Origin of the sequence: Sphingomonas oleivorans, from assembly GCF_003050615.1 — a bacterium.
In the GTDB taxonomy this organism is placed as follows: domain Bacteria; phylum Pseudomonadota; class Alphaproteobacteria; order Sphingomonadales; family Sphingomonadaceae; genus Sphingomonas_H; species Sphingomonas_H oleivorans.
Window position 1 is genome coordinate 998,025 of the sequence record NZ_NWBU01000004.1, and the last position, 13,935, is coordinate 1,011,959.

The 13,935-nt window shown below is 66.6% G+C and carries 12 protein-coding genes; 5 read left to right on the forward strand and 7 right to left on the reverse strand.

The window, feature by feature from the left end:
- Positions 1 to 54: 54 nt before the first annotated feature.
- From gyrB to CLG96_RS05025, 4 genes are all read right to left on the reverse strand, one after another.
- Positions 55 to 2,520 carry a DNA topoisomerase (ATP-hydrolyzing) subunit B gene (gyrB, locus tag CLG96_RS05010; RefSeq protein ID WP_107966678.1) on the reverse strand — a complete coding sequence of 822 codons (2,466 nt, stop codon included), beginning with the start codon at positions 2,518 to 2,520 and terminating at the stop codon, positions 55 to 57.
- A 78-nt stretch (positions 2,521 to 2,598) separates the two neighbouring features.
- Positions 2,599 to 3,693: a DNA replication/repair protein RecF gene (gene recF, locus CLG96_RS05015; RefSeq protein ID WP_107966679.1), complete on the reverse strand. Its 1,095-nt coding sequence runs from the start codon at positions 3,691 to 3,693 to the stop codon at positions 2,599 to 2,601.
- A 35-nt stretch (positions 3,694 to 3,728) separates the two neighbouring features.
- Complete coding sequence (gene dnaN / locus CLG96_RS05020; RefSeq protein WP_107966680.1) at positions 3,729 to 4,841, reverse strand: DNA polymerase III subunit beta; 1,113 nt, start codon at positions 4,839 to 4,841, stop codon at positions 3,729 to 3,731.
- Between the two features lie 149 nt (positions 4,842 to 4,990).
- Entirely contained in the window at positions 4,991 to 5,566 is a 576-nt protein-coding gene (locus CLG96_RS05025) for an outer membrane protein (RefSeq protein ID WP_107966681.1), read from the reverse strand.
- 135 nt (positions 5,567 to 5,701) lie between these two features.
- Here CLG96_RS05025 and CLG96_RS05030 point away from each other — a divergent pair, with 135 nt between their 5' ends.
- Genes CLG96_RS05030 through CLG96_RS05045 form a run of 4 tightly spaced genes read left to right on the forward strand, consistent with a single transcriptional unit; the run spans position 5,702 to position 9,489 of the window.
- On the forward strand, positions 5,702 to 6,202 hold the full coding sequence (locus tag CLG96_RS05030) for a hypothetical protein (protein ID WP_107966682.1): 501 nt from the start codon (positions 5,702 to 5,704) through the stop codon (positions 6,200 to 6,202).
- Between the two features lie 58 nt (positions 6,203 to 6,260).
- A complete protein-coding gene (rlmN, locus tag CLG96_RS05035) occupies positions 6,261 to 7,445 on the forward strand; it encodes a dual-specificity RNA methyltransferase RlmN (protein ID WP_107966859.1) in 1,185 nt (394 codons plus the stop codon).
- 53 nt (positions 7,446 to 7,498) lie between these two features.
- The gene (locus CLG96_RS05040; RefSeq protein WP_107966683.1) at positions 7,499 to 8,731 is read left to right on the forward strand and encodes an SAM-dependent methyltransferase; all 1,233 of its coding nucleotides are present in this window, start codon (positions 7,499 to 7,501) and stop codon (positions 8,729 to 8,731) included.
- The gene (locus tag CLG96_RS05045; RefSeq protein ID WP_107966684.1) at positions 8,728 to 9,489 is read left to right on the forward strand and encodes a lysophospholipid acyltransferase family protein; all 762 of its coding nucleotides are present in this window, start codon (positions 8,728 to 8,730) and stop codon (positions 9,487 to 9,489) included. Before CLG96_RS05040 ends, CLG96_RS05045 begins: the two co-directional genes overlap by 4 nt.
- Here the strand turns inward: CLG96_RS05045 and CLG96_RS05050 are convergent.
- Positions 9,450 to 10,253: a GNAT family N-acetyltransferase gene (locus tag CLG96_RS05050; protein ID WP_107966685.1), complete on the reverse strand. Its 804-nt coding sequence runs from the start codon at positions 10,251 to 10,253 to the stop codon at positions 9,450 to 9,452. The two genes, CLG96_RS05045 and CLG96_RS05050, sit on opposite strands and share 40 nt — an antisense overlap.
- A 113-nt stretch (positions 10,254 to 10,366) precedes the next feature.
- Positions 10,367 to 10,912 carry an EF-hand domain-containing protein gene (locus CLG96_RS05055; RefSeq protein ID WP_107966860.1) on the reverse strand — a complete coding sequence of 182 codons (546 nt, stop codon included), beginning with the start codon at positions 10,910 to 10,912 and terminating at the stop codon, positions 10,367 to 10,369.
- Between the two features lie 171 nt (positions 10,913 to 11,083).
- Here CLG96_RS05055 and CLG96_RS05060 point away from each other — a divergent pair, with 171 nt between their 5' ends.
- Positions 11,084 to 12,301: an argininosuccinate synthase gene (locus CLG96_RS05060; protein ID WP_107966686.1), complete on the forward strand. Its 1,218-nt coding sequence runs from the start codon at positions 11,084 to 11,086 to the stop codon at positions 12,299 to 12,301.
- Between the two features lie 46 nt (positions 12,302 to 12,347).
- Here the strand turns inward: CLG96_RS05060 and CLG96_RS05065 are convergent, their stop codons facing one another.
- The gene (locus CLG96_RS05065; protein ID WP_107966687.1) at positions 12,348 to 13,919 is read right to left on the reverse strand and encodes a glycosyltransferase family 39 protein; all 1,572 of its coding nucleotides are present in this window, start codon (positions 13,917 to 13,919) and stop codon (positions 12,348 to 12,350) included.
- Positions 13,920 to 13,935: the final 16 nt, after the last annotated feature.

Genomic DNA, 13,935 nt, shown 5'->3' on the forward strand with positions numbered 1-13,935 from the left:
TCGAAGCCTGTGTCGAGCCTGGCGGAAGTGCGTCAGCGCCCCTCCGCCGGCCCGTCAGACGTCCAGATTGGCGACGGACAGCGCATTTTCCTGGATGAATTCGCGGCGCGGCTCGACCACGTCACCCATTAGCCGGGTGAAGATCTCGTCGGCCACATCCGCCTGCGATGCTTCGACCTGCAGCATGGAGCGATTGGCGGGATCGAGCGTGGTTTCCCACAATTGCTCGGCATTCATCTCGCCAAGGCCCTTGTAGCGCGAGATAGCCAGCCCCTTGCGCCCCGCCGCGAGAATCGCGTCGAGCAGCTCGGTCGGCCGCGTCACCGGCTTGCCCCGGTTGTCGGCCAGCGGCTCATCCTCATCCTCCGCTTTCTCCGCCTGCTTGATCGAGACGAGGCGCGAGGTGGTGGCATAGGATTCGGCCTGCTCGGCAGCGAGCGCGTGCAGCTTGCGCGCCTCGGTCGATCCGACGAAGGCCGCGTCGACGACATGATGGTCGGTCACGCCGCGCCACAGCCGGCGGAAATGATAACCGCCCTCATCGGATAGCTCGACCGTCCAGCTCGCTTCCGGATCGGCGCGGCCGAGCCAGGCCGCCGCACGTTCCGCCGCGGCACCGCGGGTGGCACCCGTTGTCGCCGGATCGAGCCCGCCGAGCAGCGCCAGCGCTTCGACCACCGCCGGATCGTAGCGGCGCGGCACATAGTTCATCAACATGCGCATCCGGCGCGCATGATCGAGCAGCGCGCGCAGATCCTCGCCCGAACGCGCGCCTTCCGCCGTTTCCAGCACCATGGCCGATATGCCGGCATCGACCAGATAGTCGTCGAGCGCGGCATTGTCCTTGAGATAGACTTCCGACCGCCCCTTCGCGACCTTGTAGAGCGGCGGCTGGGCGATGAAGAGATGGCCGTTGTCGATGATCGGCTTCATGTGTCGGTAGAAGAAGGTCAGCAGCAGCGTGCGGATATGCGCGCCGTCCACGTCGGCGTCCGTCATGATGACGATCTTGTGGTAGCGCAGCTTCTCGATGTTGAAATCGTCGCGGCCGATGCCCGTGCCCATCGCCTGGATCAGCGTGCCGACCTCCTTGGAGGAGAGCATCCGGTCGAAGCGCGCGCGCTCCACATTGAGGATCTTGCCCTTGAGCGGCAGGATCGCCTGATAATGGCGGTCGCGGCCCTGCTTGGCGGAGCCGCCTGCCGAGTCACCCTCCACCAGGAACAGTTCGGACTTGGCCGGATCGCGCTCCTGGCAGTCGGCGAGCTTGCCGGGCAGCGAGGCGATGTCCATCACGCCCTTGCGCCGGGTGAGCTCGCGCGCGCGCTTCGCTGCCTCGCGCGCGGCGGCCGCGTCGATCACCTTCTGGATGATCGATTTGGCATGCGCCGGATTTTCCTCCAGCCATTCGGCCAGCTTATCGGCCATCAGCGCTTCCAGCGGCTGGCGCACTTCGGAGGAGACCAGCTTGTCCTTGGTCTGCGACGAGAATTTGGGATCGGGCAGCTTGACCGAGACGATCGCGGTCAGCCCCTCGCGCATGTCGTCGCCGGTGAGGCTCACCTTCTCCTTCTTCAGCAAGCCGGATTTTTCCGCATAGGCATTGATCGTGCGGGTCAGCGCCGCGCGGAATGCCGCCATATGCGTGCCGCCGTCGCGCTGCGGGATATTGTTGGTGAAGGCCAGGACCTGCTCATAATAGCTGTCATTCCATTCGAGCGCGACATCGATGCCGACATCGTCGCGCTGGCCGGTGATCGCGATCGGATCGGGCATCAGCGGCGTCTTGGCGCGGTCGAGATATTTCACGAAGGCGGCGATGCCCCCTTCATAGAATAGTTCCACCTGCTTCTTCTCGGCATGGCGCGCGTCGATCAGGAACAGGCGCACGCCCGAATTGAGGAAGGCCAGCTCGCGATAGCGATGCTCGAGCTTGTCGAAATCGAATTCGGTGATCTTGAACGTCTCGGCGGACGGCAGGAAAGTCACCTTGGTGCCCTTCTTGCTCCCGGCCGGGCCGACCACCTTGAGCGGCGCCACCGCGTCGCCCCGGCGGAACTGCATGTAATGTTCCTGTCCGTCGCGCCAGATGGTCAGGTCCAGAAAGTCACTGAGCGCGTTCACCACGGAGACGCCCACGCCGTGCAGGCCGCCGGAGACCTTATAGGCGTTGCTGTCCGACGTGTTGTCGAATTTGCCGCCGGCATGGAGCTGGGTCATGATGACCTCGGCCGCCGACACGCCTTCCTCGGGATGGATGCCGGTCGGGATTCCGCGGCCATTGTCTTCCACGGAAACCGAGCCGTCGGGATTGAGCGTGATCAGGATCCGGTCGCAATGGCCGGCCAGCGCCTCGTCGATCGCATTGTCGGAAACCTCGAACACCATATGGTGCAGGCCCGATCCGTCATCGGTGTCGCCGATATACATGCCCGGGCGCTTGCGAACCGCATCCAGGCCCTTGAGGACCTTGATGGATTCCGCGCCATATTCGCCGTTGCTCTGAGGTTCGCTTGCCATGCCGATTATATAGCGGCGGGATGGGGCAAACCCAAGCAAATCCGCTCCCCACGGTCTTCGCCCAGGCGCGCGAAGCGCTCAGCCGGGATGGACCGTCCCATCCGCTACGGCGAGCCAGCTCGTCCCCTCGCCCAGCGCGTCGAACAGCGCCCGTTCCGTTCCCGTCATCCATACCTGCCCGCCGGCGGCCGCGAGCCGGGCGAACAGCGCCTCGCGCCGCAGCGGATCGAGATGCGCCGCCACCTCGTCGAGCAGCAGCACCGGCCGGCTGCCTCGATCCTCCGCCACCAGATCGGCATGGGCGAGCACGACGCCCAGCAGCAGCGCCTTCTGCTCGCCCGTCGAGCAGCGTTCGGCCGGCTGGTCCTTGTCGAGATGGGTGACGGCAAGGTCGCTGCGATGCGGCCCCACCAGCGTGCGCCCCGCCGCCGCGTCGCGCCCGCGGGACTGCCTGAGCTCGGCGGCGAGCGCGCGCTCGGCCTCCTCCCCTGGCCGCCAGCCTTCGAGCGCGAGGCCCGCCCGCGCGAACGGCCCTTGCGGTTGCGCCTCCAGCCGCATCGCCAGCGCCTTCACTGTGCGCTGGCGCGCCTCCGCCACGGCTGCGCCATGCTCGGCCATGCCCGCTTCCAGCGCCGTCAACCAGGCTGCGTCCGCCCCTTCCGGCTCGGCGAGCAGCTTGTTGCGCGCGCGCATCGCCGCCTCATAGCGCGCGGCATGGACGGCATGGCCGGGCTCGCGCGCCAGCACCAGCCGGTCGAGAAAGCGCCGCCGCCCGCTCGCTCCCTCGACGAACAGCCGGTCCATCGCCGGCGTCAGCCATAGGATCGAAAGCCATTCGCCGAGCGCCGCCGCCGTCGCCGCGGCGCCGTTGATGCGCACTTGCCGCCGTTCGGGCGCGGTCGGAAGCGTGCCCGTGCCGATCTCCACCTCGCCGCCCGGCGCCGTCACCCGCGCCGCGACCGCGAAGCCCCCCGGCCCGTCGCTCCGCGCCATCTGCGACAGCGCCGCCTGTCTCAGCCCCCGCCCTGCGGTGAGCAGCGAGACCGCTTCGAGCACATTGGTCTTGCCCGCCCCATTTTCGCCGGTGAGCACGACGAAGCCCGCGCCAGCGGCTATCGCGGCGTCACGGTAGGAGCGGAAGTCGGTCAGCGAAAGGCGCGAGACGGCGGTCATGAAACCCGATCAAAGCATCACTTTGATCGGATCGACTATACCCGCATCGGCATCAGCACATAGAGCGCCGGCGCCGTGTCATTCTCGCGGATCAGCGTCGGCGCGGCCGCGTCGGCGAGATGGACCTCTACCGTGTCGCCTTCGATCTGGCCGAGAATGTCGAGCAGATAGCGTGCGTTGAAGCCGATCTCGAAATTCGGTGCAGTATATTCGCCCGGTACCTCTTCCGCCGCCGTGCCATTTTCGGGCGAGGTCACCGAAAGCGTGATCTTGTCGCGCTCCAGCGCCATCTTCACCGCGCGGGTCTTCTCGCTGGCGATGGTCGCGACGCGGTCGACGCCCTCCTCGAAGCTGCGCGGATCGATGCGCAGCAGCTTGTCGTTCGCGGTCGGGATCACGCGCGAATAATCGGGGAAGGTGCCGTCGATCAGCTTGGAGGTGAGGATCGCGCTGCCCAGGCCGAAGCGTACCTTGGTGGAAGAAAGCGACACTTCGACCGAACCGTCCACCTCGTCGAGCAGCTTGCGCAGCTCGCCCACGCATTTGCGCGGCACGATCACGTCCGGCATGCCCGCGGCCCCATCGGGCCTCGGCACGGTGACGCGCGCGAGGCGATGGCCGTCGGTCGCCGCCGCCTTCAGCACCGGCTGCGAATCGTCCGACACGTGCAGGAAGATGCCGTTCAGATAATAGCGCGTCTCCTCGGTCGAGATGGCGAAGCGCGTCTTGTCGATGATCTGCTTGAGCGTCTCGGACGGAAGCTCGAACTTGGTCGGCAGCTCGCCCTCGGCGATCACCGGGAAATCGTCGCGCGGCAGCGTGGCGAGGTTGAAGCGGGCGCGGCCCGCCACCACCAGCATCTTGCCCTCGGCCGCGGTAAGCTGGACCTGGCTGCCCTCGGGCAGCTTGCGCGCAATGTCGAACAAAGTGTGCGCGGAAACGGTGGTGGCGCCCGGCGTGTCGACCGCCGCCTCGACCGTCTCGACGATCTGCAGATCAAGGTCGGTCGCCATCAGCTTCAGCCTGCCATCGGCCGAAGCTTCGATCAGCACATTGGACAGGATGGGGATGGTGTTGCGCCGTTCGACCACGGATTGGACATGGCTCAGGCTCTTCAGCAGGGTCGCCCGTTCGATCGTCGCCTTCATATTCTGTCCCGAAATGCCTGATTTAGGATGTGGGCAGCGTTATAGCGCGGCTTTGGCCTCGGGGAAGGGCGCACATGAAAAAGGCCGGGGAGTCGTCTCCCCGGCCTTTCCCTTTCGCGGATTTCTGAGGCGCGCTCGGCCCAGAAGGATCAGAAGCGGAAGCCGAAGCCCGCAAGCGCCTGGTGGCGCTCGACGCCCTGCTCATAGTTGGAATAGCGATATTCGGCCTTGAGGAAGCTGTTCGGGCCCACCGCATGCTCGACACCCGCGCCGACGCGCACGCCATCGAGATTGGTGCTGTCCACCACCGTGCTGTCAGCACCTGCATCGCTGGTCAGCTTGTAGCGGCCATTGGTGTAGCCGGCCTTGGCATAGAGCAGCGTGCTTCCGCCCACGACCGTGCCGACGCGGCCGCCGGCATAGATGTCGCGGCCGGCCTTGGCGCACAGGCGCGGATCCGTCGAGGTGGCGGCGCCGACGCATTCCTTGGCCGAGGAATCGTTCAGTTCGGTTTCGACGCCGACGATGGCCGGGCCGGCCTGGACGTCATAGCCCGCGCCGATGCCATAGAGCGCGCCATCGTCATGCCCACCTGCCTGGGTGCGATCCCAGCCGACAATGCCTTCGACGCGGGGGCCCGTGAAGGGGGCCGCGGCTTCCTGCGCGAGCGCGGGGGTGGCGACGGCGGCGCTGGCGAGCAGCGCGAGATAAGCAAAGCTACGCATGATCAAACTCCATCATGTGAACCCGTCGTGCGGGGTCGGTGCCGTCTAGCGCATGTTGCGCCTGTCAGTTGCATGAACGGCAGATAAACCTTTCTTTCTGTTGCATTTGTGCCACAAGTCGATCATGGCCCATCCATGTCGGTAGACCGCCTCGTTGCGCCGCTTTTTGTTGGGTTCGCGCTGATCGTTTCTGCGCCGGCCGCCGCGCGTGAGGCGTTGGGGATATTCGGCACTTGGGGTGCATTTCGCGATGCGCGGCCGCCGCGCTGCTTCGCGATTGCGGAACCTGCCGGGGCCCCCCGCGGCGAATGGCGCCCCTTCCTCTCGGTCGCGCGCTGGCCAGCGCGCGGGGTTGCCGGCCAGATCCATGTGCGGCTTAGCCGCGCGCGGGCGGCGGGTGCACCTGTCTATGTTACCATCGGTTCGTTCAAGGCGCGGCTGGTGGCGGGCGGGGTGGATGGCTGGGCGGCCGATGCGCGCGCCGATGCCGCGATTGTCGCGGCGATGCGCGGCGGCGATCGCCTCGTCGTCACCAGCAATGGCGTCGACGGCCGCCGCTTTACCGATGTCTATCCGCTCCGCGGCGCCGCCACCGCGATCGACGCCGCCACCCTCGCCTGCGCCAAGCGCGGCTAACTGGAAAAAAATGCCGCATCGCGCTACATGGCAGCGCATGAACGCCCATAGCCCCGCCATGCCGATCCCCGGCCATATCGATCCCGTGCCGGTGAAGCGCGCCGTGCCGCCGCGTGCCGACGGCCGCGTCGATCTGCTCGGCCTGACTCGCGAGGAGCTGCGCGATACGCTCGTCGCAGCGGGGCTCGAGCCGAAACAGGCGAAGCTGCGCGCCAAGCAGCTCTGGCACTGGATCTATAATCGCGGCGCCACCGATTTCACCGCGATGACGGATATCGCCAAGGCGATGCATCCCTGGCTCGCCGAACGCTTCGTCGTCGGCCGGCCCGAGGTGGTCGAGGCGCAGGTCTCGTCGGATGGCACGCGCAAATGGCTGCTCCGTTCGGACGATGGCCAGGATTATGAGATGGTCTTCATCCCCGATGCGGATCGGGGCACGCTGTGCGTCTCCAGCCAGGTCGGCTGCACGCTCAACTGCCGCTTCTGCCATACCGGTACGATGCGCCTCGTGCGCAATCTCACCGCGGGCGAAATTGTCGGCCAGGTGATGCTCGCGCGGGACTCGCTCGGCGAATGGCCGTCCCAGCCCGAAGGCCGCATGCTCACCAATATCGTGATGATGGGCATGGGCGAGCCGCTCTATAATTTCGACAATGTCCGCGATGCGTTGAAGCTCGTCATGGACGGTGACGGCCTCGCGCTTTCCAAGCGCCGCATCACCCTTTCCACCTCGGGCGTGATCCCGATGATGGAGCGTGCGGGCGAGGAGATCGGGGTCAATCTCGCCGTCTCGCTCCATGCCGTGACGAAGGAGGTGCGCGACGAGATCGTGCCTCTTAACCGCAAATATGGCATCGAGGATCTGCTCGCCGCCTGCGCGGCCTATCCCGGCGCCAACAATGCCCGGCGCATCACCTTCGAATATGTGATGCTGAAGGACAGGAATGACAGCGACGAGGATGCGCGCGAACTCGTTCGCCTGCTGCGCAAGTACAAGCTGCCCGCGAAGGTGAATCTGATCCCCTTCAATCCCTGGCCGGGCGCACCCTATGAATGTTCCGATCCGGATCGGATCGCGCGCTTTTCCGATATCGTGTTCAGGGCGGGCATTTCCGCACCTGTGCGCACGCCGCGTGGGCGGGATATCATGGCCGCCTGCGGCCAGCTCAAATCCGCCGCCGAGAAGAAGAGCCGCGCCGAGCTCGATCGCATCGCCGAGGAGAAGCAGGCCGCCCTCGGATAGGGAGCGGGCGGATAAGGGCGGTTCATCGGGTACAGGCGTAAGGGGGCTGGGGCATGTGGTTGCTGGACAGGATGTTGCGTCGCATCGTGCGCAAGGGCGAGCTGACGGTCATCGAAGCCAGCGGGAAATCGCATCGCTACGGTGCGCCTGATCCGGATCGTGCGCCGGTCGTGATCCGCTTCGCCGATGCCGCCGCGCCCAATTATATCGCCCGCAATCCCCGCCTCGGCATAGGCGAGGTGTGGATGGATGGCCGGGTGGCGATCGAGCAGGGCGACATTCTCGCGCTGATCAGCCTGATCCGTTCCAACGCCCCCTGGGAACGAGGCGGTGACGGCCTGCGCGGCAGCACGCTCAAATCCACGCTCGGCAAGCTTTCCGGCAAGATCGACCGGCTCAACTGGGAACGCCGCTCGAAGCGCAACGTCGCGCATCATTATGATCTGAGCGACCGGCTCTACGATCTCTTCCTCGATGCCGATCGCCAATATAGCTGCGCCTATTTCACCGATCCGGCCAATGGCCTGGAACAGGCGCAGGCCGACAAGAAGGCGCATATCGCCGCCAAGCTCGCATTGAAGCCGGGGCAGCGCGTGCTCGATATCGGCTGCGGCTGGGGCGGCATGGCGCTTTATCTGAACCGGGTTGCGGACGTCGACGTGCTCGGCATCACGCTCAGCGAGGAACAGCTCAAGGTCGCCCGCCGCCGCGCGGAGGAAGCCGGCGTCGCCGACAGGGTGAAATTCGAGCTGATCGACTATCGCCAGCTCCAGGGCAGGTTCGACCGCATCGTCTCGGTCGGCATGTTCGAACATGTCGGCCCGCCCCATTATCGCCGCTTCTTCGCCAAATGCCGCTCGCTGCTCGCCGAGGATGGGGTGATGCTGCTCCACACCATCGGTCGCATGGGCAAGCCGGGCGTGACCGATGCCTTCACCGCCAAATATATCTTTCCCGGCGGCTATAATCCCGCGCTGTCGGAAATCGTCGCCGCGAGCGAGCCGTCCAAGCTGATCGCCGCCGATATCGAGACGCTCAGGCTCCATTATGCCTATACGCTGCAGCATTGGTATGATCGCACCGTCGCCGCGCGCGAGGCGATCGAGGCGCTGTACGATGCGCGCTTCTATCGGCTGTGGATCTTCTATCTGGCGGGCGCGCTCAGCGCCTTCGCGCATGGCGGCCTGTGCAATTACCAGATCCAATATATCCGCCGCCGCGATACCCTGCCGATCACGCGCGACTATATGAGCGAGGCGGAGGCAGCATTCCGGGCGCGGGGATGAAGCCCGGCCCGCTGCGTTCCGGGCTCGCGCTGCTGGCGGCGTTGACGATGGTGCCGGGTTGGTTCACCGAGGCGCCGGGCTCGCCGCGTGCCCGGGTACGCGAACGGCGCTTCCTCGAACGGGCCGCCCGCGCCTTCCTCCGCGCGGTGGACATGCGCGGGGCCCCGCCGGCGGGGCCTGGCACGCTCTATGTCGCCAATCATATGAGCTGGCTCGACATCCCTGTTCTGGCGAGCCGGCTCGACGCGCGCTTCGTCGCCAAGGCGGAGGTCGGCGGCTGGCCGCTGATCGGCCTGCTCGCGCGCCGCGCCGGCACGCTGTTCGTGAAGCGCGAGCGGCGGCAGGAGGCAGGGGCCCAGGCGGATGCGATCGCCGAACGGCTGCGACGCGGTGACAGCCTGATCCTTTTCCCGGAAGGCACCACCTCGGACGGCACGGCCGTGCTCCCCTTCCGCACCAGCCTGTTCGCTGCCGCGGCGGCTGCCATCTGCGTCCAGCCGCTTGCCATCTGCTATCGCCGGCCGGACGGAACGGCGCTGGACGGCGCGGATCTTGCCGCCTTCGCCTGGGTGGATGATGAGCCGCTGCCGCCCAATGCCGCCCGCGCGGCGCGCGCGGGGCTTCGCGCCGAAATCCTGCTCCAGCCGCCGATCCCGGTCGATCCGGCGGAATCGCGCAAGAGCCTCGCCGATCGCTGCCGCGCGGCGGTGGTCGATGCCTATGCGGCGATGCGCGCCGCGCCGAATCGGTCCGAATAGCGCGCGGTGATCGCCGCCACCGGCATCAGCACGAAGATGTCGATCGTATTGAAGTCGCGATCCAGCCAGGCGCCGTCGCCGACACAGGCGCCGACGCGCAGATAGGCCTTGATCAGCGGGGGCAGCGCCCGCATCGCGAGCCGCTGGTCATAGCTGCCGAGCGCCAGCCGCTCCATCTCGATCCGTCCCGCCTCGCGTGCCCGCGTCCGAAGGTCGGCGGGTGCCAGATGCTGGTGGTAAAGATAGGTGAGCGCGGCCTCATGTTCCTGCGGATCGGTGCCGAAGAAGGAGGCGCAGCCGAACATCTGGCCGATGCGATGCTCCGCCAGATAGGAGGCGATGCCCCGCCACAGCAGCTGGATCGTCCCCGAATCGCGATAGCCGGGTGCTACGCATGACCGGCCCAGCTCCAGCAGCGACTGGCCCTGCATCGCGGCATGGCCGATCAGCGGCGCCAGATCAAACTCTCCGGCGCTGTAGAATCCGCCATGGCCTTCCGCCACCGACTGCCGCAGCAGGCGGTAGGTGCCGACGACCTTCGGCGCGCCGTCGCTCATATCCTCCACCAGAAGATGGTCGGCGAGATCGTCATAGCGGTCGCGATCCAGCCCCGCCGCTATCGAACTGGCGCTCAGCGCCGCGCCCATCTCATGATGGAAGACGGCGAAGCGTAGCGCCTGCGCGGCGCGAACATCCTCCTCGCCCTCGGCGAGGCGGACGCGCAATGCCGTCCCTTCGGATCGGCTGTCCTGCTCTGGTCCCATAGGCGCTGCCATAGGGCCGGCCCGAGACAATATTGCGCCGGATCGGCGACATTTATGTTTCGATGTCGTTCCAATTCGGAGACCGGGCCTCGGCCCGGTCTCCGAAGGGTGGATCAGTTTCCGCGCTTCGCCTTCCATTCGGCGTGCATCGTCTCGAACGCGGCCCTGCGTTCCTCGGGCGTCACCGTGCCGTCCTTATTGGCGTCGGCCCGATCGAACATGGCGAGCGGCCGGGCGGAGGCTTCGGCGAGCGTCACCCGGCCGTCCTTGTTCGCATCCATCGCCGCGAAGCGGTCGCCCCGGCCGAATCCGGCAAAGCCATGTCCGCGATGATGGCCGCGATGGCCCCACTCGCCCGCCTCGCCGCGCTCGGGCCGCGCCATGAATTCGGCCTGCGAAATCTGCCCGTTGCCATCCTTGTCCAGCCGGGCGAACAGCGCCGCCCGCCGCTCGCCATGCTTCTTTTCGCGATAGGCGTCATGTTCCGCCTTGGTGACGGCGCCGTCGCGATTGGTGTCGATCGCGGCGAAACGCTCCCGCACCCTCGCCTCGACCGCCGCGCGCGTCTGCGGCGCATTCCGATCGGGCTTCTCCTGCTGCGCCAGTACCGGCACCGCGAGCAGCGCGGCGAGGCCGGCGCCGATGACGATCTTCTTCATGCTCATCTCCTCGATTCGTGCGTGGGGGACGCACGCTCATTTCCCTGGCCGAGTCCTGTTTCGGCCATAGTTCGACGATGCAGCTATGTTGCGAGGCTGAAACGCGCGGCTTGTGCGGATCGCCCCCGCATGGCAAGGCGCGCGCGCCTTTTTCTCGGGGAGTTTGGGACGATGACGGATGTGAAGCGCGTGGTGCTGGCCTATTCGGGGGGCCTCGACACGAGCGTCATCCTCAAATGGCTGAGGGAGACCTATAATTGCGAGGTCGTCACCTTCACCGCCGATCTCGGCCAGGGCGAGGAGCTCGAGCCCGCCCGCGCCAAGGCGGAGCTGATGGGCGTGAAGCCGGAGCATATCTTCATCGACGATCTCCGCGAGGAGTTCGTGAAGGATTATGTCTTCCCGATGATGCGCGCCAATGCGCTCTATGAGGGGCTCTATCTGCTCGGCACCTCGATCGCCCGGCCGCTGATCGCCAAGCGCCAGATCGAGATCGCCCGTCAGGTCAGCGCCGATGCGGTGAGCCATGGCGCCACCGGCAAGGGCAATGACCAGGTCCGCTTCGAGCTCGGCTATTATGCGCTCGCGCCCGATATCAAGGTGATCGCCCCCTGGCGCGAATGGGATCTCACCTCGCGCACGCGCCTCATCGAATATGCCGAGAAGCATCAGATTCCCGTGCCCAAGGACAAGCGCGGCGAATCCCCCTTCTCCACCGACGCGAACCTTCTCCACACCTCGTCCGAGGGCAAGGTGCTCGAGGATCCGTGGGAGGAGGTGCCCGACTATGTCTATTCGCGCACCGTCAATCCGGAGGATGCGCCCGATCAGCCCGAAATCATCACCATCGATTTCGAGCGCGGCGATGCGGTCGCGATCAATGGCGAGGCCCTCTCCCCGGCGACGCTTCTCGCCAAGCTCAACGATCTCGGCCGCGCGCATGGCATCGGCCGGCTCGATCTGGTCGAGAATCGCTATGTCGGCATGAAATCGCGCGGCATGTATGAGACGCCGGGCGGCACCATCCTCCATCTCGCCCATCGCGGCATCGAGCAGATCACGCTCGATCGCGGCGCCGCTCATCTCAAGGACGAGCTTGCGCCGCGCTATGCCGAGCTGATCTATAACGGCTTCTGGTTCTCGCCCGAGCGCGAGATGCTGCAGGCCGCGATCGACCACAGTCAGCGACAAGTGACGGGCACTGTCCGCCTCAAGCTTTACAAGGGCGGCGTCCATGTGATCGGCCGCAAGTCGCCTTACTCGCTCTATTCGGAGAAGGTCGTCACCTTCGAGGATGATGCCGGCGCCTATGATCAGCGCGACGCGGTGGGCTTTATCAAGCTCAATGCGCTGCGCCTGCGCCTCCTCGGCCGCCGCGACGGGCGCTGAGGCGAACAATCCCTCTCCCCTCAGGGGAGAGGGAAAACCGCCTGTGTCAGCGGCGGGAGGGTGAAGGCAAGTCCGCCTTGCGCAGCCCGATGATATCGATCGGCCCGCTCCTGAAACTGCCTACCTGCTCGCGCCCGACGCTGAGCTCGTCGAGGAACATGTCTCCCTTATCATAGGCCCAGGGGCCGAGCCGCAGCAGCCAGATGGTCGGCACGGCCTGCGTGCCCCTTTCCCGCGCGATCGCGCGCAGCCGGTCGCGCGGCAGCGAGACGACCCCCCGGCTCCCCGTCGGATACCATCCTCCCACCCCGATCGAGGGCACGGGCGTCGGGATCGACCGGCTCGGCATGTCGAGCTTCATGTCGCGCACCGCATAGTCGAACGGCAGCGCTCCCTCATTGGGATAGGCATAGACCATGTCGCCCGGCCGGAAGCGCGCCGCCAGCCAGCGCACTGCGCCATACCAATTTTGCGGTGGCCCGCCCGATCGCGCCCTGATGTCGATCGCGATCATCTGTCCCAGCATCAGCGCGAAGGCGATCGCCGCCAGCCAACGCCGCCAGCCCGACTGCGTCGCGGCTCCCGTCGCGATCAGCAATGCGGCCGGAATCGCAACGGGCGTCATCGTCCGCATGATGAAGACGGGCGCCAGCAGCGCTGAAATCCCGACAGACAGCGCCACCGGCAGCAGCCCCGTCAGCAACAGCATGATGAGCGCCCGCCGCCGCTCGCCTGTTCGCGCCAGTACCCTCGTCCCCATCGCCGCGAGCAGCCCCGCCGCGATTCCCAGCAGCACGCCTGGCCCGGCATAGAGCATCAGCAGCCGCCAGGGCAGCGGCCACCAGCGGAAGGTGAGCCAGGTCGATTTCACCCAGGTCGGCGCCTGATCGACCAGGATCATGAGCGCCGGCAGCCAGGCGAGCGCCACCAGCACATGCCCGCCGAGGAAGATCATCCATTCGCGCGCGCGCGTCTCCTTCCGCGCCACTGCCAATAGCGCAGCGAGCCCCAGTGCCGCCGCATAGAGCAGCCCCAGATTGTGGAGCCACATCATCAGCGCGAGCGCGACGAGATAGAAAGCGAACGGCCCCCGCGCGATCCGCCCGTCCGTGCCGGCATGGCGCAGGACGCGCAGAAGCGCCCAGATGGCAGTCGCATAGACCAGGATCATCAGCGGGTAGGGGCGCACCTCGCGCCCCATCTGCACGGTGAGCGGCGCGAAGGCGGCGAAGGCGAGCGCGGCCAGCATCATCGCCGCCGTCCGCTGCCGGCCGAGGCCGATGATCCGCGCCAGCTCGCGCGCGGCGAGCGCGGCCACCGGCATCGTTGCCAGCGCGCTGGCGAAGCCGAATGAACGGAGCGCCACCAGCCCGTCGCCGAAGATCAGCGTCCACAGCCGGACGAGCGAATAATAAAAGGGCGGATGCGTCTCGTAACGCGGCACCACCTGCCACAGAAAGGCGAAGCCCTTGCCCGCCGCATAGGCGCTATAGGCCTCGTCCAGCCATAGCGGCGTCACGGTCACCTTCCAGATGCGAAACGCCATGCCGCCTGCGATCAGCAGCAGCGCCGCCAGCGCCCACCAGCGCTTCAGCCGATCATCCTTCATTCCGGTCATCACCCGCGCGGTAGAG